The organism is Enterobacter cloacae complex sp. IR5401 (assembly GCF_049238425.1).
GTDB lineage: Bacteria > Pseudomonadota > Gammaproteobacteria > Enterobacterales > Enterobacteriaceae > Enterobacter > Enterobacter hormaechei_C.
Genome location: NZ_JBMKHN010000009.1, coordinates 90,952 through 111,614, shown reverse-complemented (window position 1 = coordinate 111,614; position 20,663 = coordinate 90,952). Strand labels below are relative to the sequence as shown.

At 56.2% G+C, this 20,663-nt stretch carries 22 protein-coding genes and 1 other RNA gene; 6 read left to right on the top strand and 17 right to left on the bottom strand.

What is annotated here, in order from left to right; genetic code table 11:
- Nucleotides 1-52: 52 nt before the first annotated feature.
- Both ACOTX1_RS14910 and ACOTX1_RS14905 read right to left on the bottom strand, forming a co-directional pair.
- Nucleotides 53-1,123 (bottom strand): LacI family DNA-binding transcriptional regulator, encoded by a 1,071-nt coding sequence (locus tag ACOTX1_RS14910; protein ID WP_023315532.1) that lies wholly within the window; start codon nt 1,121-1,123, stop codon nt 53-55.
- 77 nt (nt 1,124-1,200) lie between these two features.
- Nucleotides 1,201-1,812, bottom strand: coding sequence for a YczE/YyaS/YitT family protein (locus tag ACOTX1_RS14905; protein WP_023315531.1), 612 nt, complete (start codon nt 1,810-1,812; stop codon nt 1,201-1,203).
- A gap of 84 nt (nt 1,813-1,896) precedes the next feature.
- On the opposite strand from ACOTX1_RS14905, the gene ACOTX1_RS14900 reads away from it, so the two are divergent.
- Nucleotides 1,897-3,318: a PLP-dependent aminotransferase family protein gene (locus ACOTX1_RS14900; RefSeq protein WP_022650488.1), complete on the top strand. Its 1,422-nt coding sequence runs from the start codon at nt 1,897-1,899 to the stop codon at nt 3,316-3,318.
- Between the two features lie 70 nt (nt 3,319-3,388).
- Here the strand turns inward: ACOTX1_RS14900 and ACOTX1_RS14895 are convergent, their stop codons facing one another.
- The 3 genes from ACOTX1_RS14895 to ffs form a co-directional block, all read right to left on the bottom strand.
- Nucleotides 3,389-3,604 carry a hypothetical protein gene (locus ACOTX1_RS14895; RefSeq protein ID WP_015571263.1) on the bottom strand — a complete coding sequence of 72 codons (216 nt, stop codon included), beginning with the start codon at nt 3,602-3,604 and terminating at the stop codon, nt 3,389-3,391.
- Nucleotides 3,601-3,852, bottom strand: a complete 252-nt coding sequence (locus tag ACOTX1_RS14890) for a hypothetical protein (RefSeq protein ID WP_006809862.1) — start codon at nt 3,850-3,852, stop codon at nt 3,601-3,603. Before ACOTX1_RS14890 ends, ACOTX1_RS14895 begins: the two co-directional genes overlap by 4 nt.
- A gap of 246 nt (nt 3,853-4,098) precedes the next feature.
- Nucleotides 4,099-4,195: signal recognition particle sRNA small type (gene ffs / locus ACOTX1_RS14885), an RNA gene on the bottom strand.
- Between the two features lie 170 nt (nt 4,196-4,365).
- On the opposite strand from ffs, the gene ACOTX1_RS14880 reads away from it, so the two are divergent.
- Complete coding sequence (locus ACOTX1_RS14880) at nt 4,366-4,677, top strand: MGMT family protein (protein WP_023315530.1); 312 nt, start codon at nt 4,366-4,368, stop codon at nt 4,675-4,677.
- A 37-nt stretch (nt 4,678-4,714) separates the two neighbouring features.
- Here ACOTX1_RS14880 and ACOTX1_RS14875 read toward each other — a convergent pair whose 3' ends face one another.
- Nucleotides 4,715-5,242, bottom strand: a complete 528-nt coding sequence (locus ACOTX1_RS14875) for a YbaY family lipoprotein (RefSeq protein WP_003859018.1) — start codon at nt 5,240-5,242, stop codon at nt 4,715-4,717.
- A 203-nt stretch (nt 5,243-5,445) separates the two neighbouring features.
- Between ACOTX1_RS14875 and tesB the strand changes: the two genes are divergently transcribed.
- Nucleotides 5,446-6,306, top strand: a complete 861-nt coding sequence (tesB, locus tag ACOTX1_RS14870) for an acyl-CoA thioesterase II (RefSeq protein ID WP_015571264.1) — start codon at nt 5,446-5,448, stop codon at nt 6,304-6,306.
- Between the two features lie 93 nt (nt 6,307-6,399).
- Here the strand turns inward: tesB and amtB are convergent, their stop codons facing one another.
- The 5 genes from amtB to ACOTX1_RS14845 form a co-directional block, all read right to left on the bottom strand.
- The gene (gene amtB, locus ACOTX1_RS14865; protein ID WP_022650485.1) at nt 6,400-7,686 is read right to left on the bottom strand and encodes an ammonium transporter AmtB; all 1,287 of its coding nucleotides are present in this window, start codon (nt 7,684-7,686) and stop codon (nt 6,400-6,402) included.
- 35 nt (nt 7,687-7,721) lie between these two features.
- Nucleotides 7,722-8,060, bottom strand: coding sequence for a P-II family nitrogen regulator (glnK, locus tag ACOTX1_RS14860; protein ID WP_006809867.1), 339 nt, complete (start codon nt 8,058-8,060; stop codon nt 7,722-7,724).
- A 212-nt stretch (nt 8,061-8,272) separates the two neighbouring features.
- Entirely contained in the window at nt 8,273-10,054 is a 1,782-nt protein-coding gene (locus tag ACOTX1_RS14855) for a SmdB family multidrug efflux ABC transporter permease/ATP-binding protein (protein WP_023315529.1), read from the bottom strand.
- On the bottom strand, nt 10,047-11,801 hold the full coding sequence (locus tag ACOTX1_RS14850) for a SmdA family multidrug ABC transporter permease/ATP-binding protein (RefSeq protein WP_023315528.1): 1,755 nt from the start codon (nt 11,799-11,801) through the stop codon (nt 10,047-10,049). The genes ACOTX1_RS14855 and ACOTX1_RS14850 overlap by 8 nt, the downstream gene beginning before the upstream one ends.
- Before the next feature lie 30 nt (nt 11,802-11,831).
- Nucleotides 11,832-12,290 carry an Lrp/AsnC family transcriptional regulator gene (locus ACOTX1_RS14845; RefSeq protein WP_015571267.1) on the bottom strand — a complete coding sequence of 153 codons (459 nt, stop codon included), beginning with the start codon at nt 12,288-12,290 and terminating at the stop codon, nt 11,832-11,834.
- Nucleotides 12,291-12,405: 115 nt separating this feature from the next.
- On the opposite strand from ACOTX1_RS14845, the gene ACOTX1_RS14840 reads away from it, so the two are divergent.
- Nucleotides 12,406-13,452 (top strand): PLP-dependent cysteine synthase family protein, encoded by a 1,047-nt coding sequence (locus ACOTX1_RS14840; RefSeq protein WP_003859036.1) that lies wholly within the window; start codon nt 12,406-12,408, stop codon nt 13,450-13,452.
- A 40-nt stretch (nt 13,453-13,492) separates the two neighbouring features.
- Here ACOTX1_RS14840 and cof read toward each other — a convergent pair whose 3' ends face one another.
- Entirely contained in the window at nt 13,493-14,311 is an 819-nt protein-coding gene (gene cof, locus ACOTX1_RS14835) for an HMP-PP phosphatase (protein ID WP_003859037.1), read from the bottom strand.
- A 101-nt stretch (nt 14,312-14,412) separates the two neighbouring features.
- Here cof and ACOTX1_RS14830 point away from each other — a divergent pair, with 101 nt between their 5' ends.
- Nucleotides 14,413-16,113, top strand: a complete 1,701-nt coding sequence (locus ACOTX1_RS14830; RefSeq protein ID WP_023315527.1) for an SgrR family transcriptional regulator — start codon at nt 14,413-14,415, stop codon at nt 16,111-16,113.
- 66 nt (nt 16,114-16,179) lie between these two features.
- Nucleotides 16,180-16,875, top strand: coding sequence for a 7-cyano-7-deazaguanine synthase QueC (gene queC / locus ACOTX1_RS14825; protein ID WP_023315526.1), 696 nt, complete (start codon nt 16,180-16,182; stop codon nt 16,873-16,875).
- 3 nt (nt 16,876-16,878) lie between these two features.
- On the opposite strand, the gene ACOTX1_RS14820 is transcribed toward queC, so the two are convergent.
- The 5 genes from ACOTX1_RS14820 to ppiD form a co-directional block, all read right to left on the bottom strand.
- Nucleotides 16,879-17,208 (bottom strand): DNA-binding protein, encoded by a 330-nt coding sequence (locus tag ACOTX1_RS14820; protein WP_023315525.1) that lies wholly within the window; start codon nt 17,206-17,208, stop codon nt 16,879-16,881.
- Nucleotides 17,195-17,545 (bottom strand): type II toxin-antitoxin system RelE/ParE family toxin, encoded by a 351-nt coding sequence (locus ACOTX1_RS14815; RefSeq protein ID WP_022650479.1) that lies wholly within the window; start codon nt 17,543-17,545, stop codon nt 17,195-17,197. The genes ACOTX1_RS14820 and ACOTX1_RS14815 overlap by 14 nt, the downstream gene beginning before the upstream one ends.
- Nucleotides 17,546-17,592: 47 nt before the next feature.
- On the bottom strand, nt 17,593-17,991 hold the full coding sequence (locus ACOTX1_RS14810) for a YbgC/FadM family acyl-CoA thioesterase (protein WP_023315524.1): 399 nt from the start codon (nt 17,989-17,991) through the stop codon (nt 17,593-17,595).
- Between the two features lie 97 nt (nt 17,992-18,088).
- Entirely contained in the window at nt 18,089-18,469 is a 381-nt protein-coding gene (locus tag ACOTX1_RS14805; protein WP_003859045.1) for a helix-hairpin-helix domain-containing protein, read from the bottom strand.
- 148 nt (nt 18,470-18,617) lie between these two features.
- A complete protein-coding gene (gene ppiD, locus ACOTX1_RS14800; protein ID WP_023315523.1) occupies nt 18,618-20,489 on the bottom strand; it encodes a peptidylprolyl isomerase in 1,872 nt (623 codons plus the stop codon).
- Nucleotides 20,490-20,663 lie beyond the last annotated feature (174 nt).

The window sequence follows — 20,663 nt, the reverse complement described above, 5'->3', positions numbered from 1 at the left end:
CGGTAGCGGTAAAGACTTTGATCGTCACCAGGCGAGCACGATCACAAAAGTGCTAGCTGCGCGCCAGTTTCTCCGCCAGCAGCGCCAGCGTTCTGAGCTGTTGCGCAAGATCTTCACGATCGGCCTGCTGTGCGGCGCGCGGCGCGGTGGAATGACGCACGCTCAACGTAACGGGAAGTTGTTCCTGCCAGCATTCGTCGTGATGGGCAGGTGCCATCAGCCACTCCACGCTGCGCTCACCGGCCTCGCGGAACGCCTGCCGAACGGTGGTGAGCGGAGGTGAAAACCACGCGCTGTCAGCCGTATCATCAAACCCGACAACCGAGATTTGCCCCGGTACCGCAACGCCTTTTTCCGCACAGGCGCGTAAAACGCCAAGCGCCATCTGATCGTTAGCGACGAGGATCGCCTCCGGCAGCTGCGCGCCCGCCAGGAGCTGATGCCCTTTCTCATAGCCCGAAGCCGCGCTCCAGTCGCCCTGCGCCACCGCAAACGCCTCCACGCCGGCCTGAGCGAGCGTGGTTTTCCATCCCGCCAGACGAGCCCGGGCAGAGACAGAACTTTCCGGCCCGGCGAGCAGCGCAATTCGCTGGTGCCCCAGCGAAAGCAGATGCTCTGCCCCCAGGGCAGCGCCCTGTTCGGCATTGAAAACGAGACTGTTAACCCGAGCTGTGGGGGACACATCGAGAAAAAGAACCGGGGTCGGCGAGGCCATTTCCTGAAGCATTTCTGCCAGGGCATCTTCCAGCGGAACGTTCACCAGCAGCGCCTCTACGCGCTGCGCCAGTAATTCCTGCAAAGCAGCCTGACACTGCGCGGGTTGCTCCACCATGGAGATGAGTACGCTAGCCCCCTGCTCCACTGCCCGGGATTTTACAGCTGAGGCGATTTGCGACGGCGCATGTAGCGCCAGATCGCTGGTCATCAGCCCCAGCGTACGGGTGCGTTTCCCGGCCAGCTGCTGCGCGCCACGGTTGGGCACATAGTGTAGCGCCGCCATGGCCTGCCGGACCTTTTCCCGCGTACGGGCAGAAACGTGTTCCGCGTCGTTAATCACCCGGGAAACGGTCTGATAAGAAACGCCTGCCACGCGGGCAACGTCATAAAGAGTGATCGCTTTCATACATTCTGGCGTCGTGAAAAGAGAAGTCTCTATTCTGACACAGTTACGCCATCATAGCCTGTGAGCGCTTCGCAAAATTAAACAATCCGCTCCGGCTGTGCAGCTTTCTGAATGCGCGGTCTCTGGCGAAACCACGGCAAACAGAGCTGGATCAGCGGGCCGATGGTTAATGCATACAGCACGGTTCCAACGCCAAACGCTCCCCCGAGGAGGTAGCCGACGATCAACACAGTCACCTCGATCGCGGTACGCACGCTGCGGATCGACCAGCCCAGCCGGGCGTGTATGCCGGTCATCAGGCCGTCGCGCGGGCCTGCGCCAAAACCCGCGCCGATATACATCCCGGTGGCAAGGGCGTTAACCACAATGCCGGAAACCAGCAGGGTGATGCGCACGGGCAGCGAGGTGAGCTCAGGGATCAGCGCCATTGACGCATCTGCCGCCAGACCAATACAAATCACATTACTGATAGTGCCCAGCCCCGGCAGCTGACGCAGCGGGATCCACAGCAGCAGCACCGCTGCCCCGGTTAAAATAATCACCGTGCCGATGCTCATCCCTGTCTGGATGGCGACGCCAAGGTGAAAGACATCCCAAGGGTCGACACCCAGATCCGAACGAATAAACATCGCGGTTGAAAGCCCGTACAGGCCTAAACCGACATAAAGTCGTACCAGACGACGTACCATTTTCTCTTCTCCGAAGTACCAGGTTCCATCTTCGGTGAAAATGGCACTATGATTAATGTCCAGTTTTCAAATAGTGGACTGCACATGTCATCACGTCGTTTTGGAAGCCAGTCTCTGGTACGCCTGTTAGGGCACTGGCAGCAAGCCTCTTCCCGTACCCCGCTGTGGCGCCAGCTGGCTGACGCGTTACGCCTGTTGATTCTGGATGGCAGGCTGGCGCTAAACACGCGCCTGCCCGGAGAGCGGGAGCTGGCCACCGCACTGAGCGTAAGCCGCACCACCATCAGCAGCGCGCTGGCGCATCTGCGGGAAGAAGGTTATCTGGAGAGCCGTCACGGCAGCGGTTCGCGGGCGATCCTGCCAGACAGCCGCGCCGTGCCCACGCTTTCCACAGCCAGTGCGGCGCTGGATCTCTCAACCGCCGCGCTCAACGCGGGGCCAGAGATCCACCAGGCCTACGCCCACGCGCTAACGGCCATCACGCCGAATCTGGCGCTGACCGGGTACGATCAGCTTGGGCTTCCGGCGCTGCGTGAAGCTATCGCCGCCCGCTACACCGCACGCGGTCTGCCCACCCGGGCAGATGAAGTGATGGTGGTGAACGGCGCCGTCAGCGGCTTTGCCCTGATCTTAAGAATGATGACCGGTCCCGGGGATCGCGTGGTGGTGGATCATCCCACTTACCCGCTGGCAATAGCCGCCATTCAGGGAGCACTATGCCGGCCCGTGGGCGTCTCGCTGCCTGAAACGGGTTGGGATACCGACGGTTTTGCCGCAACGCTCGCCCAGACCGCCCCGCGTCTGGCCTATCTGATGCCGGATTTTCATAATCCGACCGGGCGTTGCATGGATGCCGCGACGCGCCAGACCATAACCGACATCGCCGCGCAAACCCGCACCACGCTGGTGGTGGATGAAACCATGGTCGATCTCTGGTTCGATGCTCCCCCGCCGCCGCCGCTGGCCGCCTTTAACCCGGAGGCCGCGGTGATGACGCTGGGTTCCGCAGGCAAAAGTTTCTGGGGTGGGCTGCGTCTCGGCTGGATCCGCGCCTCGTCCCGCACTATCGCCACGCTCGCGCAGACGCGCGACACGCTGGATCTGGGTTCTCCGGTGCTGGAACAACTGGCCACGCTGTGGCTTATCGAAAACAGTGAAACCTTCCTGCCTGCCCGGCGGGAAATGCTGGCAGAACGTCGCGACCGCTGCGGCCAGATGCTGCGGGAACATTTCCCCGAATGGCGGTTTCAGGAAGCGGAGGGAGGGCTCTCATACTGGATTGAATTACCCGGCATGCTGGCGACGCAGCTGGCGGCACGCGCCGAGACGACAGGCATCATTATGGGCACCGGCACGCGCTTTGGGCTTTCAGGCGCGTTTGACCGCTATCTGCGAATGCCCTTCTCACTCAGTCCGCCAGAACTTGAAGAGGCATTATTGCGGATCAAACCGCTGTGGCGTGCGTTAAATAAAAGTGTAGCGCCAGTAAAACGGAGCCTGGTGTAAATTATTCGCCAGAAACAATAAAAACTGCTGACTGTAACGCATGCAGTCAGCAGTTTTCATGAAGAACAGCTTAATGTTGAGGAGGAATCGGGAAGCCTTTCAGCGAAATAATGAAATTATCCCCTTCTTTCTTTATTTTTGCACCGGTATCACACCAGTCAGACGCAATTCGAAAGAACTCATCACTTCCTACATTCCAGCCAAGACGAACATGTTTCACGTAGCCGGAACGTAACAGATTGCAGGCCTCGTTGTAGTCACTGGCAGTCGATAGTTGTTGTTTCATTTTCTCTTCTTCAGAAGTTTACGTAGTGCTTTGATTTCTTTAGGAGTAAATGGAGTTACGCTCTCTTCTTCCGTATGCTGATTATCAACATCCTCTTCCGATACTCCCGCCTCTTCTACTGCTTCAAATGCCAGCAGCAGCAGTTTCTCTGTGGTCACGCTTAAATTCTCATTATTGTCTTCCGCATAGTGGCGAAGTCTTTCTTTTAGCGCTTCATCAATTTTAACGTTTAAAACCGCAGTAACCATGATTGTCACATCCTTTCGGAACACGTGTTTAATTTAATACACGAAGATAAGTTTGTTATCCAGATATATATTTTTTAGCTTATGACAGAATAAAGGCATCCGAAAATAAAATGACAGTCTATTATTACAGGTTTATGACATTATTATTTCAGTTAAATGAAGGCTGTATTACAGAAAATACAATAGTCACATAATTTAGAAGGTTTATTCAGGGGAACAACTGAGAGGATCACAAATGGGTGGGGGCCCTGCCAGCTACATCCCGGCACCCACGTCGTCTGCCCTGGCTGCTTCCTTCCGGACCTGACCTGGTGAACAGAGTAGCGTTGCGGGAGAACCAACAGAGCCCCCATTGAGAGCGTTGATAACCAACGCGCTGGCGCATTATCCCTGTGGAGCACCTCAATTGCAAGCCGCTGACAACCGGATGCTGGATTATTGCGCAAACTGCCCCGACAATCTTCTTTATCTTCGTATAACATTACCCTTCGCTGATTTCCCGCAGGAGAAACAATGGACGAACATGACAATTTCCCACAGCGAGTGTGGCAAATCGTGGCTTCGATTCCGGAAGGCTGTGTCACGACCTATGGGGAAGTCGCCCGGCTGGCGGGTTCTCCGCGCGCGGCGCGTCAGGTTGGAGGCGTGCTGAGAAGGCTACCGGAGGGAAGCACGTTACCGTGGCACCGGGTCGTCAATCGCCATGGCGCCATTTCCCTCACCGGGCCAGACTTGCAGCGCCAGCGTCAGGCATTACTCTCAGAAGGGGTGCAGGTGTCCGGGGCAGGACAGATTGATATGCAGAAGTATCGCTGGGAGTACTGACGCCCTCTCCCGTCAACATGGAGAGGGCGAAGGAAAATTACATCTGTGTTGGGGGTGTAGGCAGAGTCGGCTGATTGGTTTGCGTTGCAACAGGCACTTCAGTTTGCTGCACCGGTACCAGGGTCAGGTCGATTTTGGTGCCGCCTTTGTTGACCGCTTCCTGTACGGTATCGGTGATAAAGACCAGCTTATCGTTGATCGTTACCGCCGCGCTCAGGAGGATACGCGCGTTAGGCTGGACGTCAGACGGGTTGTACGGCAGCACGAAGCTGAACGGCGCCTGTTTACCCTCTGTACGAACTGCACGCTGTGCAAGGACTTTAGACGGTGCATCCGCCAGAGACGCATCGGATAACGTGACCGTTAAAACCGCGTCCGGCGGCAGAGCGACTTTCTGTTTGATCCAGATGGTACCGGACACGTTGGGCTGTCGAATAGCTTGCTGTGAAAGGGTGTTAATCCCGTTTGGGGTCGCCGTTGGTACCGCTACATCGGCACTCTTATCCGCACAGGCGGACAACGCCACCGCCATTGCAACACCGCTTAACATAGGCACGAGTTTCATTGAAGTCTCCTTATCATCAATGCACCGGCGGGATCGATCCCATCCGATGTCGTTTTATTCACATAACGTAAACAAGTGTGGCACAAATCACGGATTTATGCCTAATTTTGCCCAGGTATTAAGATTATTCTACCCATCGGACCACTATCGTTTCTGCGTTATACTCAGCGTATCTTTCGCCACGGCGTTTATTGAGGACCACTATGAGTCAGGCACTGAACAATCTGCTGACATTGCTGAACCTGGAAAAAATAGAAGAAGGGCTTTTTCGCGGACAGAGCGAAGATTTAGGCTTACGCCAGGTTTTTGGGGGCCAGGTCGTGGGGCAAGCGCTATATGCCGCTAAGGAGACAGTTCCGGCAGACCGTCTGGTGCACTCATTCCACAGCTACTTTTTACGCCCCGGTGACAGCGCTAAACCGATTGTGTACGACGTGGAAGTTCTGCGTGACGGCCAAAGCTTCAGCGCCCGTCGCGTGGCGGCCATCCAGCATGGGAAACCCATCTTCTACATGACCGCCTCCTTCCAGGCGCCAGAGCCGGGCTATGAACATCAAAAAAAGATGCCGTCTGCCCCATCGCCGGACGATCTGAAATCGGAAACCGAGATTGCCCGCGCACTCGCACATCTGCTGCCGCCGCAGGTAAAAGAGAAGTTTCTGTGCGATAAACCGCTGGAGATCCGCCCGGTCGAATTTCATAACCCAATGAAGGGGCATACCGCTGAGCCCGCCCGCCAGGTGTGGATCCGCGCCAACGGCAGCGTACCCGCAGATTTACGCGTGCATCAGTACCTGCTGGGGTATGCGTCGGATTTCAACTTCCTGCCAGTTGCGCTACAGCCGCACGGTGTGGGCTTCCTCGAAAAAGGGATGCAGGTAGCCACAATTGACCATTCCATGTGGTTCCACCGTCCATTCGATATGAATGAATGGCTGCTTTATAGCGTGGAAAGTACCTCTGCGTCCAGCGCGCGCGGTTTTGTTCGCGGGGAATTTTACACCCAGGATGGTGTGCTGGTGGCTTCTACCGTGCAGGAAGGTGTGATGCGTAATCGCGGGTGAGGTAAAAAGCCCGGTGGCTATGCTTACCGGGCCTGCAAATTACGCTTTTTCAGGCCGGGTAAGGCGAAGCCGCCGCCCGGCAAGGCACTCAAATTATGCGTTATAGGCATTCTCGCCGTGGCTGTTGACGTCCAGGCCTTCGCGCTCCTGCTCTTCCGGCACGCGCAGCCCAACGGTCATATCAGCCAGCTTGTAACCGATAAAGGCCACAACACCCGACCAGACAACGGTGATCGCGATACTTTCCAGCTGTACAAGCACCTGATGCCCCATGGTTACGCCTTCTGCGTAACCCACACCGCCCAGAGATTGGGCAGCAAAGATACCGGTCATGATACAGCCGACAATGCCGCACACACCATGCACGCCGAATACATCACACGGATCGTCAACGCGCAGAACACGTTTCAGTGCGGTAACGCCCCACAGCCCCGCCAGTCCTGCGACGATACCGATCAGCAGCGCACCGCCTACGCCCACGTAACCGCACGCTGGCGTAATACCTACCAGACCGGCAATCGCCCCGGAACAGGCACCCAGCAGCGATGGCTTGCCGCGAACGGCCCACTCGCCAAATACCCATGAGAGGATAGCGCCGGCGGTTGCCACAACGGTATTCACGAAGGCCAGTGCAGCGATTTCGTTAGCGGCGCTGGCTGAACCTGCGTTGAAGCCGAACCAGCCAAAGTAGAGGATGGCGGTGCCGGTAAAGACCATCGGCAGATTGTGCGGCTTGAATGCTTCCTTCCCGAAGCCCACGCGCTTGCCAATCAGGTAGGCGCCTACCAGGCCTGCTACCGCGGCGTTGATGTGCACAACGGTACCACCCGCAAAGTCCAGCGCGCCATGGGAAGCCAACAGACCACCGCCCCAGACCATATGCGCAATCGGGATATAGGAGAGCGTCAGCCAGACCACCACGAAAATCAGTACCGCAGAGAAGCGGATACGCTCAGCCAGCGCGCCCACAATCAGCCCCACGGTGATGCAGGCGAATGAGCCCTGAAACGCGACATGAATATACTGATAGAAGCTGCCCATTACCGCGGTCAGTTCGATATTTTTCAGCATCGCCCAGTTAACGTTGCCGAAGAAGGCGTTGCCCTCCCCGAAGGCCAGCGAGTAACCGTAAACCACCCACAGCACGCACACCAGCGCGAACGTGACGGCAACCTGCGTCAGCATGGAGAGTACGTTCTTGCCGCGAATCAGGCCGCCGTAAAACAGCGCGATCCCCGGAATCGTCATGAACAGCACCAGCGCGGTGCAAATCATCATAAAGGCGTTATCGGCTTTGTCTGCCACAGCAGGTGCAGCCATTGCCAGGCCCGGCAGCAGTGCCAGCGACCCCAGACCTGTTTTCATTGTTGCTTTCTTCATTTTCTTGATCCCTATCACTGTGTGCCAGGAGTTACTTACAACGCCGCTTCGTCAGATTCGCCGGTACGGATGCGAATAACGCGCTGTAGTTCGGCAACGAAAATTTTGCCGTCGCCAATTTTTCCGGTGTAGGCCGCTTTGCTGACGACATCAATCACCTCATCAAGCTGATCGTCGGCAATCGCCACATCAATTTTCACTTTTGGCAGGAAGTTAACGCTGTATTCCGCCCCGCGATAAAGCTCGGCATGACCTTTCTGACGCCCAAAGCCTTTCACTTCGGTGACAGTCAGTCCCTGAATACCCATGGAAGACAGCGCTTCACGCACGTCTTCGAGTTTGAATGGTTTGATTACCACCGTAACCAGCTTCATATATCCCCTCCAGTCAGAATTCGGTAATGGCCGCAGCTAACACGAGAGTGATATTGCAAAGGGTGTGCCAGAAGTGAAAGGTGAGGAGGAAAGCGCCGCGGCGCGCATGCGCCGGGAAAAAGTGAAAAAAAAACGCACCATGGCAGTGCAGGGTGCGTTTCAGTTTTGCACCAACGGTTAAGTCTGTTAGCGCATTGCCTTGTTATGGTGCATCAGGCGCTGAGTGACTCTTCCTCGCGCACGCTGGCGGCCAGTTCGTCGCCTGCCAGCTGCAACTGATACATCTGCCAGTAGCGTCCTTTTGCCTCAAGCAGCGCTCTGTGCGTACCCCGTTCAACGGCCTGGCCACGGTGCAGAACCAGAATGGTATCGGCATCGACGATCGTTGACAGGCGGTGGGCGATCACCACCAGCGTAGTGTGATCCCGCACGGCAGCCAGCGCCTGCTGGATCGCCTGCTCGGTACCGGAGTCAATGCTTGCGGTCGCTTCATCCAGAATTAACACCTGCGGCGTCTCAATCAGCACGCGCGCCAGCGCCAGAAGTTGCTTTTGCCCGACGGAGAGGTTGTTGCCCTGCTCACCCAGCCGGGTATTGATCCCCTCGCTTAACCCGCGCGCCAGATCCGCCAGCTGTACCGTTTCCAGCACCTCCCATACCTGCTCAGGGGTGAAAGGACGTCCCAGCGTCACGTTGGCATAAAAGGTATCCGCCAGCACCACCGGATCCTGCTGCACCATCGCGACGCCCTTACGCAACGCGTTGTGGCTAAGCGAGGCAAGCGGCCGTCCGTCCAGACGGATCTCCCCCTGCGTCAACGGATAGTAGCCCATCAGCAAACTGGCGAGCGTGCTTTTGCCGCTGCCGGTATGCCCAACCAGGGCGACAAAACCGCGCGACGGTACCTCGAGGTTGATATCCTGCAAGACAAGCTGGTCGTCGCGGTAGGCAAACGAGACATGATCAAACGCTATGGATCCACTTTCCAGCGGGCGTTCGTCATCGCCATAGGTCTGACGCGGCCTGTCCATTAGCTCGAATACACGTTCGCCCGCGACCACTGCCTGTTGCAGCATCGACTGCTGCGTGGTGAGTTCAATCAGCGGTTCGTTAAGGCGTCCGAGGTAACTGATAAACGCGTACAGTACCCCCACCTCGATGGTTCCGCGCGTCGTCAGGCCGAACAGCATCAGCAGTCCGCACAGCACCAGCGCCGAGAAGAGGCTCAGCAGCGGACGTAACAGGAAACCGTCCAGGCGTAACGTCTGCATCCGCGCCATATAATGCGAGCGGCTGGCTTCCCCCATTCGCTCACCAAAACGCGCCTGCTGGCGAAACTGCTGAATAACGCTCATGCCGTTGATCACTTCGTTGAAGCCATCATTGATATCTGCAAGGTAAGCGCGCACGCGGCGCACGATCGGCGTGCTGTAGCGCTGGTAAATCACCATCACGATCAGCACCGCCGGGAAAATGGTGATTGCCACCAGCGCCATCCGCCAGTCCAGGCTGAACATCGCCACCAGCATCGCGCCAATTAGCGCGGCACTGCGCAGAACCGTTGCAACAACGGTTACATAGAGGTCGCGGATCACCTCGGTGTCATTGGTGACGCGCGAAATAACCTGCCCGACCGGCTGGGTATCAAACTCGCTCAGCGGCTGGCGCAGCGCGGCATCCATCACGTCCGTGCGCAGCTGCTGCACCACGCCCACGGCGGCCCGGTTAAAGAGCAGTGACTGCGCGTAATGCAGCCCTGCAGCCGTCAGCTGTAGCCCGACGTACGCCACGCCCAGCCCGGCGACCAGGCCGAGAGGCAAATAGCCTTTCGCTACCATGTTATCGATGAAATAGCTGATAAGCAGCGGACCGGTCACCTCCGCAATCGCGGCGATCCACAGCAACAGCACGGCGATGGAAAGCGGTTTGCGCCACGGTGAGCCATAGGCCAGCAGCCGTTTTAACGTCGGCCACATCTGTCCAAACTTACGCATCGGCCACCTCCTCATCCAGCGCGGCTTCAAGCTGTTGATAGCGGTACATATCCCGATACCAGCCGGTCTGCCCGGCGAGCTGCTCATGCTGACCACGTTGGGCAATATGTCCGTGCTGAAGCACCAGGATTTCACTGGCTTCGGTAAGCGCCGACAGACGGTGCGCGCTGATGATGACCGTGCGCCCCTCTCCCCACTGGCGAAGGTTATGCAGAATTTGATGTTCAGTACGCCCGTCAACCGCGGACAGCGCATCATCCAGAATCAGGATCTCAGCGTCCAGCAGTAGCGCGCGGGCAATAGAGATACGCTGTTTTTGTCCGCCGGAGAGCATAACGCCCCGCTCACCCACTTCCGTGTCGTAGCCCTGCGGCAGGCGCAGAATATCCTCGTGGACGCTGGCCAGACGCGCCACGTGCTCGATCTGGTCCTGTGTCGCGGTCGGACACCCGAGCGCAATATTGTTGGCAATGGTGTCTGAAAACAAAAACGGCGTCTGGCTGACGACCGCCAGGCGGCTGCGCCAGTCATCCAACAGCAGACGTGGCAGAGGGATGTCGTGGAAACGGATATCGCCTTCGCTCACGTCAAAATGGCGCTGAATCAGTGACAGAATGGTGCTTTTACCGGAGCCCGTCGGGCCGCAGATGCCCAGCATCTGACCAGGACGCAGCGTGAAACTGACGTTCTCAAGCACCGGATGTTCCGTTTGCGGGTAGATAAAGGCGCGGATATCAGCCTTGAGAATACCCGGACCTTCCGGTACCGGCTCGCTGCCATCGTTCACGACCGGCACTTCCGCCAGCATGGCGCGGATACGGCTGTAAGCGGCGCTCCCACGTTCAACGATATTAAACATCCAGGCCAGCGCCAGCATCGGCCAGATCATCAGCCCAAGGTACATCGCAAAGCTGGTTAACTGCCCGAGGGTCATGGTGCCTCGCACCACCATCCAGCTGCCGCCGCCCACCGCCAGCAGGTTCGCCATACCAATCGCAATATAAATTGTCGGATCGAAACGGGCATCAATACGCGCCACGCGCATGTTTTTCGCGCCGGTATCGGCGGCGTCGGCGGCAAACAGCGCGGACTGGCGGTCTTCCAGACCAAACGCTTTGATCATGCGGATGCTGGTCATGCTCTCCTGGGTGCGATCGTTCAGCGACGAGAACGCCGCCTGCGCCAGCTTAAAGCGTTCATGGAGCTGCTCGCCGTAGCGGTTAATTGCCAGCGCCATCAGCGGCATTGGCAGCAGCGCCAGCAGCGTGAGCTCCCAGCTAATTTGCGTAGACATCACAATTAATACCGCACAGCCCATCACCAGGGAATCCACCAGCGTTAACACCCCTTCACCGGCGGCAAACACCACGCGGTCTACATCGTTAGTGGCGCGGGCGATGAGATCCCCGGTACGGTGACGCAGATAAAACTCAGGGTGCTGGCGGCTCAGCTGACGGTAAAAGTCCTCGCGCAGCTCAACGGCAAGCTGATAGGACGCACCGAACAGTAGCACGCGCCAGACATAACGCAGCAGGTAAACCACCACGGCCGTCAGCACCAGCGTACCGACCCACATCATCACCCGTGCGGCGGTGTAATGTTGTTCGGTAACGCCATCCACGACGTAGCCCACCACTTTGGGGGGGATCAGTTGCAGAATGGCAATGATAATAAGCAGGGCCACTGCGCCGAGGTAGCGTTGCCACTCCCGACGAAAGTACCAGCTTAATTGGGCAAATAATCGCACGCGGTCTTTTCCTGAAGGTATTTTAAGAAGTTATTCAATGGGTAACGCTGTGGTGTATTTAATCTGTTCCATGGCGAAGCTGGAGGTGACATCGGACAAGCCCGGTACGCTATTGACCAGCCGCTTGTAAAAATCATCGTAGCGCTTCATGTCTGCCACCTGAACGCGCATCAGATAGTCGTATTCCCCCGCCATGCGCCAGAAGCCGAGCACCTCGGGCATGTCGGAAACCTGCGTGACGAAGCGGCAGTACCATTCGCTGCTGTGATGCTGCGTTTTTATCAGGACGAAGGCGGTCAGTCCAAGCCCCAGTTTTTCGGGATCCAGCAGCGCCACACGTCCCAGCAGAATGCCATCATCTTCCAGCTTTTTGAGGCGCTTCCAGCACGGTGTGGTGGTCAGATTAACGGCATCTGCCAGCGCCTGCAAAGAGAGGGTACAGTCGCTTTGCAGCAAAGAAAGCAGCTTACGGTCAATTTTATCTAACATAACCACCTCGAAGAGAAAATTATTCTCCTTACATTCTATTTTAAAGGTCAGATAGCAACAATTTTTTCTGTGCTTTTCGCTATGCTGGGCACAAAATGACAAATGGATAACTACGATGAATAGCACCTGGGTTAAACATGCCATCAGCGAAATAAATGCCGACTATCAGCGCTCGGCAGACACCCACTTAATCCGCCTGCCTCTGCCGGGATTTCCCGGTATTCAGCTCTATCTGAAAGATGAAAGTACCCATCCTACCGGTAGCCTGAAGCATCGCCTGGCGCGTTCACTCTTTTTATACGGTTTATGTAACGGCTGGATTAAAGAAGGCACCACGATTATTGAATCGTCGTCCGGATCAACTGCCGTCTCCGAAGCCTACTTTGCCCGCCTGTTGGGTCTGCCGTTTATCGCCGTGATGCCCTCATGCACGGCGAAACGTAAAGTTGAACAGATTGAATTTTACGGCGGACGCTGCCACTTTGTGGACAGCGCCTGCGAAATCTATGCGGCCTCCGAAATGCTGGCCCGCGAGCTGAATGGTCACTATATGGACCAGTTCACCTTCGCCGAACGCGCCACCGACTGGCGCGGCAATAATAACATTGCGGACAGCATTTTCCGCCAGATGACCCATGAGCCGCATCCTGTCCCCTCTTACATTGTCATGAGCGCGGGCACGGGCGGAACCTCCGCCACCATCGGACGTTATATCCGCTGTCAGGGTTATGATACGCAGCTGATGGTGGTTGACCCGCAAAACTCGGTGTTCCTCGATTACTGGCAATCCCGCGATGCGAGCCTGCGCAGCCCCGTGGGGAGCAAGATCGAAGGGATTGGTCGCCCGCGCGTCGAACCCTCGTTCATTCCGGACGTTGTGGATGAGATGCTCCGCGTGCCGGATGCCGCCAGCGTCGCGACGGCGCACTGGCTGGAGACACAGCTTGGCCGTAAAGTCGGGGCTTCTACCGGCACCAATATGTGGGGCGCGCTACAGCTGGCCGCGAGGATGCGTGAAGAAGGCCGTACCGGCTCTGTCGTCACGCTGCTGTGCGACAGCGGGGAGCGATACCTGGACACCTATTACAACGCAGAATGGGTGCAGGCCAATATTGGCGATGTTGAGCCGTGGAAAGCGCAGATTTCGCAGCTGGTGAAATAAAAAAAGCCAGGCTTTAGCCTGGCTTGCTGGAAGGGTCTCACTATTCGGGGGAATATGGGAGGTTATTTTTGTCCAGCCAATGCGTCAAAAAATGGGACACCGCTTCGTTACGACAGTGTCCGATAACCGGTAAATGCGGGAGCGCGGCGATAAGCTGCGGCATCGCGTTCCCCATAATCAGCCCACGACCTACGTTGCTCAGCATCTCGTGGTCGTTCATGGCGTCACCAAAGGCCATACAGTCCTGCATCGTCAACCCCAGATGATCGCTCAGCACCGCCAGCGCGGATCCTTTGTTACAGCCCACCGGCAGCACTTCAAGACAGTCCACCGCCGAGAAGGTCAGGTGCGCCCGTTCGCCCAGCGCCTCGTTAAGCTGAATACGCAGACGGCAGAGATCGTCGTGATCGCCACAGAAGCAGATCTTGGTCACCTTGTGTGCCGGAATGCGGCGCAAATCGATAAGCTGATATTTAAAGCCGCTGTAAACGTGAGCGTGCAGCAAGGCCGGGATCTCACGCCCGGTAAACCAGCCTTCATCATTAAAAACATGCACGCTGGCCTGCGTATCCCAGGTGCTGTGCAGGACAATGTCCGCCACCTCCGGATTAAGATCCTGACGGTGCAGCACATCGCCGTCGACGGAGTGAATGCGCGTTCCGTTGCCGGTGATCAAGAACGCATCGAGGGCAAATGTCCCCAGCAGATGGCGCATCTCCAGCACATGACGACCAGTAGCAAACGTCAGGGTAACTTCACGCTCGCGCAGGCGCTTAAGAGTGTTCAGGGTTTTCTCCCCTAAACGGTGATCCGGCATTAACAGCGTGCCGTCCATATCAAATGCAGCGAGCCGAGCCATGATTACTCCCGAAATGTGATGCGGTTAACTTGTGCATCAGTATTACGTGGGATATACGGAAGTAATAGTGAATAGATGATAATTATTGTTCCGGGTTTTTCATGCGCCAGCTTAACCGTCTTAACCAGTATCAGCGTCTGTGGCACCCGTCTGCCGGCGCACCGCAGCAGGTGACCATCAGTGAACTTGCCAGCCGCTGCTTTTGCAGCGAGCGACATGTTCGCACCCTGCTGCGCCAGGCGCAGGAGGCGGGCTGGCTAAGCTGGCACGCCCGCTCCGGACGAGGTAAGCGTGGGGAATTACGCTTTCACGTCACCCCGGATTCGTTGCGTAATACGATGATGGAAGAGGCCCTGAAAAGTGGACAGCAGCACAACGCGCTGGAGCTGGCCCAGCTCGCGCCTGAAGATCTGCGATCGCTGCTGCATCCGTTTATGGGCGGACAGTGGCAGAACGATACGCCGACGCTGCGTATTCCCTACTATCGCTCGCTGGAGCCGCTTCAGCCGGGGTTTCTCCCTGGCCGGGCGGAGCAGCATCTGGCGGGACAGGTATTCTCTGGTTTGACGCGTTTTAATGGTAACAGCAGTGAACCCACGGGCGATCTGGCGCATCACTGGGAAGTCTCTGCTAACGGCCTGCGCTGGCATTTCTACATTCGCTCCACCCTGCACTGGCATAACGGCGATAAAATAGAGACGGCACAGCTCCGGCAAAGCCTGACGGCGCTGTTATCGCAGCCCGGCATGGGCACGCTGTTCCGCAGCGTCTTACGTATCGAAACCACGCACCCGCAGTGCCTGACGTTTATTCTCCATCAACCTGACTACTGGCTGGCGCACAGGCTGGCAACCTACTGTAGCCGTCTGGCGCATCCCGATTACCCCGTGGTGGGCAGCGGTCCCTTTCGGCTGAGCGTTTTTGAGCCTGAACTGGTGCGTCTGGAAAGCCACGAGCAGTATCATCTTGGCCATCCGTTGCTTAAGGCTATCGAGTACTGGATCACGCCCCAGCTTTTTGACTACAGTCTGGGCACCAGCTGTCGCCACCCGGTGCAAATCGCTATTGGCGAGGCCGACGAACTGGCCAGCCTGCGGCTGGTGAGTAACAGCACCAGTCTGGGCTTCTGCTACCTCACGCTGAAACAGAGTCCACGTCTGAGCGAACTTCAGGCAAAGCGGCTGATTAATATCATTCATCTCTCAACGCTGCTGCACACGCTTCCCCTGAACGAAGGGCTCATCACTCCTACCGAGGAACTGCTTCCCGGCTGGGCGATCCCCCATTGGCCTGATTTAACCGACGTTGCGCTGCCAGAGGCATTGACGCTGGTCTACCACTTGCCGGTTGAGCTTCACACCATGGCCAGCCAGTTAAAAGCATACCTTGCGCGGCAGGGTTGTGAACTGACCGTCATCTTTCACGACGCCAAAACGTGGGACGGGTGCCAGCAGCTTGCCGATGCAGACATCATGATGGGAGACAGACTGATTGGCGAAGCGCCGGCGTACACGCTTGAGCAGTGGCTCCGCTGCGATGCGCTCTGGCCGCATCTGCTGAGCGCACCGGCATTCGCCCATTTGCAGGCCACGCTGGATGCGGTGCAGTCGCAGGCCGACGAGCGTGACCGACACGCAGGACTTCAGGCTATATTCAGCCGGTTAATGGAGACAGCCGTCCTGACGCCGCTCTTTAACTACCAGTATCAAATCAGCGCGCCTCCGGGCGTCAACGGCATACGCCTTAACACTCGCGGCTGGTTTGACTTCACCGAAGCCTGGCTTCCTCCACCAAACGCGTGAAGAAGCTGGTCGCCGCTTTAGCCAGGCGTTAACATGACGCTTTTACTGTAACTGTCGAGATGATCTATGAAACGTGCCGTCGTCGTGTTCAGCGGAGGACAAGATTCCACCACCTGCCTGATTCAGGCGCTTCACCAGTATGATGAAGTGCACTGCGTCACTTTTGATTATGGTCAGCGTCATCGCGCTGAAATCGAAGTCGCTCGTGAACTGGCTCTCAAACTGGGCGCCCGCGCTCATAAAGTGCTGGACGTGACGCTGTTAAATGAACTGGCCGTCAGCAGCCTCACCCGCGACAGCATTCCGGTGCCTGATTACGAACCGGATGCCAGCGGCATTCCGAACACCTTCGTACCGGGCCGCAACATTCTCTTCCTGACCCTGACGGCAATATACGCTTATCAGGTGAAGGCCGAAGCGGTGATCACGGGCGTGTGCGAAACCGACTTCTCTGGCTACCCGGACTGCCGGGATGAATTCGTGAAAGCACTCAATCACGCCGTCGATCTGGGAATGGCAAAAGAGACCCGCTTCGAAACGCCGCTGATGTGGCTGGATAAGGCTGAAACCTGGGCGCTGGCCGACTACTGGGGCAAGCTGGATGTCGTTCGCAACGAGACCCTGACCTGCTACAACGGCATTAAAGGGGACGGCTGTGGGCAGTGTGCCGCCTGTAACCTGCGCGCGAACGGTCTGAATCATTATTTTGCGGATAAAGCGGGCGTGATGGCCGCAATGCAGAAAAAGACCGGGCTGAAATAAGGGCTACCTGACCGTGCTGTCGAACAGTTTTACACCGGCAGCACGGGTAATTTTCATCAGTGTAGTCAGCGTTGGGTTACCATTTTCGGACAGGGTACCGTATAGCTGCTGACGTGAAAGCCCCGCTTTGGCTGAAATCTCTCCAATACCGCCGCGCGCTTCGATAACGCGTCTGAGGGCAATCAAATAGGCTGGGATCCCCTGGTCCTCGTAAATTTCATCCAGTGCAATTTGCAGATAGAGTTGCGCGTAAGAAGGATTTTCGCGCAGCATTTTGACTACAGCTTCATCATGGCTGACGGTACTTGAGAATTTTCGCTCACTTTTGCTCATGGAGTTTATCCTTTTGATGATCTTTCCAGTAATCTATTGCCAGCATCACATCCGCTTTCTGGCTCTTTTTGTCACCGCCGATCAGCAACAATAAGATTTCCCGGTGCTGGACCGCAAAATAGACTCGATAACCGGGACCACAATCAACCTTCAACTCCCAGACACCCTCTCTGAGATAACGGTAATCGCCAAAATTCCCCTTCTCAGCGCGGTCGATTCGCAGAAGGATCCGAAACGCCAGCTCCGGATCCTTTCGTCTCAACTTTGCTACCCAATCCTCAAACGGTATTTTTCCGTCGCGGGTTCGGTAACGTTTAACAACGTAGTCCCTGTTCATGATTTTATCCCTGAAAACCCTTCTTGTCTTTTATAAAAGACAAAAATTTACGCGATCATCAGCTCCAGCTTTTCGCGCAACTCCCCTTCCAGCGGCAACGCTTTCTGGGTTTTGAGATCGATACAGACAAAGGTGATCAGCGCATCGGCCACAATCTGCCCTTCTGGCTCCAGCGTAACGACCTGGCTCAATACACCACTTTTGCCATTCAGTTGTTGGACCTCACTGGTCACGGTGAGCACATCCCCCAGCACAGCCGGGCGGCGGTAGTTAATGTTGATATTGACGACCACAAACGCGATGTTGTGTGCGGTTAGCCACTGGAAGCTTTCGCTGTTCTCCAGGCCGTCCCAGCGCGCCTCTTCAAGAAATTCGAGGTAGCGGGCGTTATTGACGTGCTGGTAAACATCGAGGTGATAACCACGGACTTTGATTTGTGTCTGCATAGCGCAATAGCCTTTCGTTGTTATAGGTTCAGAGGTCATAACTGGTATGACCTCTTTATCCTGGCAAATTTTTGCCGCAGTGCAAGTGATTACGCGATTACAGCGTCAGGTGTGCGAGATTGCGCTCAACCAGCGCGCTGCCCATACCCGGCACCTGCTTGAGATCGTCAAGGGTTTTGAAAGGACCATACTCTTCACGATAGCTGACGATGGCCTGCGCTTTTTTGAGGCCCACGCCATTCATTACGCGGGCAAGATCGTCCGCAGAGGCAGTATTAATACTGACCCGCGTACCCTCGTCCTCAATGGCTTTCGTGCTGGCCGTCGCGTTGGCTTTAACCTGACCTTGTGACGTTGCATCGGCCTGAGTTTGTGCAGCCTGGGCTTTAGACGAGGGTGACGCCGCCAGCGCGCCCGCACTCATCCCGGAAGTGGCAATAGCCAGTGTAATTAACAGTGCTTTGATTCCACATTTCATGCTGTTTTCTCCTTGTTTGTTGACAGCCATGCCACGATAGCCGCACGGGAAAACAGGGACAAACAGCAGATTGCAGAAATGGAAAAGGCCGCGAAAGCGGCCTTTAGTTTTTGCAGAACGTTACGAAAATCTGCGAGCAGACACGTAATTATTGCTCCTGAGTGACCACATCACCCAGCTTGATTTTGGCTTCTTTACGCAGGTTGCTCATCAACGCTTCGAAAGCAATCTGGGCATTGTTCTGGGTAATTCCCTGAACCATGGCCTTCTTCTGCGCGTCTGGCAGCGTGCCGGCTTTCACTTCATCCAGCGCCAGAACCACCACGTTACCCTGCATATCGGTCGTGGTGCCAAAGACAGGTTTGTCTTTCGCCGGCAGGCTCAGACCAAACGCCGCCTGGCTGACAGGATCCTGACCGGTACGGCTCAGCGTTTTTGCTTCGCCAAAGCTCAGGCCAGCCGCTTTCAGCGCATCGTTCTTACCGGCTTTCAGGTCGGCCAGAATTTTCTCTGCATCCAGTTTTGCCTGCTGTGCCGCTTTGTTGTGTTTCACCAGCGCCACCACCTGATCTTTCACTTCCGCCAGGGGCTTCACTGCCTCGGCTTTGTGCTCGCTGACGCGCAGTACGAACGCACGATCACCGTCAACGGTAATGATGTCTGAGTTGCTGCCCGGCGTACCATTCTCACCGACCAGACCACCATTGAAAATGGCATCTGAAACCGGTTTGAAGTTCAGTTCTTCCGGCAGGTTTTCGTGGCTGAACCAGCCCGTCTCAACCGCTTTCACGCCAGCAGCCTGCTCAGCGCCCGCCAGTGATTCGTTGTCGTTGCTTGCGGCATCGCTCACTTTCTGTTGCAGAGCATAGAAGGCATCCAGCGCTTTCTCCTGCTTCACTTTCGCAGCGATATCATCACGAACGTCAGTCAGCGGCTTGGTTTTCGCCGCCACAACATCGTCCAGACGCGCCACCAGGAAGCCGACGGAGGATTTGATTACACCAGACAGTTGGCCTTTCTCTTTCAGGCCTGCATTTTTCAGCTCATCCGGGGTAGTTGACTCTTCCAGCCAGCCCATATCACCGCCGTTTTTGGCAGAAATAATGTCGGTAGATTTTGCTTTCGCTAAGGTGGCGAAATCAGCGCCTTTGTTCAGCTCATCCAGCACGGCTTTCGCTTCTGCTTCCGTTTTGGTCTGGATCACGCTGTAACGGTTACGCTGCGGCTGAGTAAACTGATCCTGATGCTGGTCATAATAAGACTGGATCTCGGCGTCAGTCGCGTTTTCCTGCATCGCAGCTGCATCCAGCTTGATATAGCTTACGCGGAACTGTTCCGGAGAGATGAAGTTGTTCTTGTTTTGCTCGTAGTAAGCATTAACTTCAGCGTCGCTAACCTGCTGTTTCGCTGCCAGTGCGTTGACATCAATCGTCGCTTCACGCACCACGCGTTGCTGCGCCACCAGTGCCGCCAGCTCTTCAGTTTCGCCTTTCAGCATGAAATCGGTGCCCACCACCGCGTTGATTAGCTGTTGCGTGGTCAACTGGTTACGCAGTGCCTGAGCGTACTGGTCAGCCGTCATACCCATCTGGTTAACAATGCTGTTGTAACGCGCGTTGTCGAACTTCCCATTAGACTGGAAAGCCAGCGTCGAGAAGATGGCTTTTTTAACCTGCTCATCGCTGATGCCCAGACCCAGGCTTTTCGCGTACTGATCCAGCAGCGCCTCGTCAATAAGGCGGTTCAGCGTCTGCTGACGCAGGTTTTTCATATAGCCTTCGTTGGCTGCAAGTTCAGAGTATTGGTCGCCCAGCTGTTGCTGCATGCGGTTACGTTCACCAGCAAAAGCGTTCTCGAACTGCCCACGGCTAATTTCCTGGCCATTCACTTTTGCGGCGTAGTTCGCGCCACCGCCGATGAGGTAACTACTCACACCGGTCAATATGAACGACACGATAATGATACCGAAAATAATCTTGAGCACGAGACTGTTAGCAGCCGTGCGTAAGCTGTCCATCATGGTGTAACAACACTCCGCTGTAGGTGACTGGTTACCTGACGCTGACGGAAAATCCTGACCGTCGCGCGTAAAAGCGTATTGTGACAAGAAAACAGGGCAATTGTCAGCCCACAACTCGCATAAACTCGCACAAATCAGGTCTGGACAAACAAAAAAGGCACATCAAACGATGCG

What these genes read in the sequence shown, in the direction of transcription:
- ACOTX1_RS14910 (WP_023315532.1), bottom strand. Translation starts at nt 1,123, where the DNA reads ATGAAAGCGATCACTCTTTATGACGTTGCCCGCGTGGCAGGCGTTTCT.
- ACOTX1_RS14905 (WP_023315531.1), bottom strand. Translation starts at nt 1,812, where the DNA reads ATGGTACGTCGTCTGGTACGACTTTATGTCGGTTTAGGCCTGTACGGG.
- ACOTX1_RS14900 (WP_022650488.1), top strand. Translation starts at nt 1,897, where the DNA reads ATGTCATCACGTCGTTTTGGAAGCCAGTCTCTGGTACGCCTGTTAGGG.
- ACOTX1_RS14895 (WP_015571263.1), bottom strand. Translation starts at nt 3,604, where the DNA reads ATGAAACAACAACTATCGACTGCCAGTGACTACAACGAGGCCTGCAAT.
- ACOTX1_RS14890 (WP_006809862.1), bottom strand. Translation starts at nt 3,852, where the DNA reads ATGGTTACTGCGGTTTTAAACGTTAAAATTGATGAAGCGCTAAAAGAA.
- ACOTX1_RS14880 (WP_023315530.1), top strand. Translation starts at nt 4,366, where the DNA reads ATGGACGAACATGACAATTTCCCACAGCGAGTGTGGCAAATCGTGGCT.
- ACOTX1_RS14875 (WP_003859018.1), bottom strand. Translation starts at nt 5,242, where the DNA reads ATGAAACTCGTGCCTATGTTAAGCGGTGTTGCAATGGCGGTGGCGTTG.
- tesB (WP_015571264.1), top strand. Translation starts at nt 5,446, where the DNA reads ATGAGTCAGGCACTGAACAATCTGCTGACATTGCTGAACCTGGAAAAA.
- amtB (WP_022650485.1), bottom strand. Translation starts at nt 7,686, where the DNA reads ATGAAGAAAGCAACAATGAAAACAGGTCTGGGGTCGCTGGCACTGCTG.
- glnK (WP_006809867.1), bottom strand. Translation starts at nt 8,060, where the DNA reads ATGAAGCTGGTTACGGTGGTAATCAAACCATTCAAACTCGAAGACGTG.
- ACOTX1_RS14855 (WP_023315529.1), bottom strand. Translation starts at nt 10,054, where the DNA reads ATGCGTAAGTTTGGACAGATGTGGCCGACGTTAAAACGGCTGCTGGCC.
- ACOTX1_RS14845 (WP_015571267.1), bottom strand. Translation starts at nt 12,290, where the DNA reads ATGTTAGATAAAATTGACCGTAAGCTGCTTTCTTTGCTGCAAAGCGAC.
- ACOTX1_RS14840 (WP_003859036.1), top strand. Translation starts at nt 12,406, where the DNA reads ATGAATAGCACCTGGGTTAAACATGCCATCAGCGAAATAAATGCCGAC.
- cof (WP_003859037.1), bottom strand. Translation starts at nt 14,311, where the DNA reads ATGGCTCGGCTCGCTGCATTTGATATGGACGGCACGCTGTTAATGCCG.
- ACOTX1_RS14830 (WP_023315527.1), top strand. Translation starts at nt 14,413, where the DNA reads ATGCGCCAGCTTAACCGTCTTAACCAGTATCAGCGTCTGTGGCACCCG.
- queC (WP_023315526.1), top strand. Translation starts at nt 16,180, where the DNA reads ATGAAACGTGCCGTCGTCGTGTTCAGCGGAGGACAAGATTCCACCACC.
- ACOTX1_RS14820 (WP_023315525.1), bottom strand. Translation starts at nt 17,208, where the DNA reads ATGAGCAAAAGTGAGCGAAAATTCTCAAGTACCGTCAGCCATGATGAA.
- ACOTX1_RS14815 (WP_022650479.1), bottom strand. Translation starts at nt 17,545, where the DNA reads ATGAACAGGGACTACGTTGTTAAACGTTACCGAACCCGCGACGGAAAA.
- ACOTX1_RS14810 (WP_023315524.1), bottom strand. Translation starts at nt 17,991, where the DNA reads ATGCAGACACAAATCAAAGTCCGTGGTTATCACCTCGATGTTTACCAG.
- ACOTX1_RS14805 (WP_003859045.1), bottom strand. Translation starts at nt 18,469, where the DNA reads ATGAAATGTGGAATCAAAGCACTGTTAATTACACTGGCTATTGCCACT.
- ppiD (WP_023315523.1), bottom strand. Translation starts at nt 20,489, where the DNA reads ATGATGGACAGCTTACGCACGGCTGCTAACAGTCTCGTGCTCAAGATT.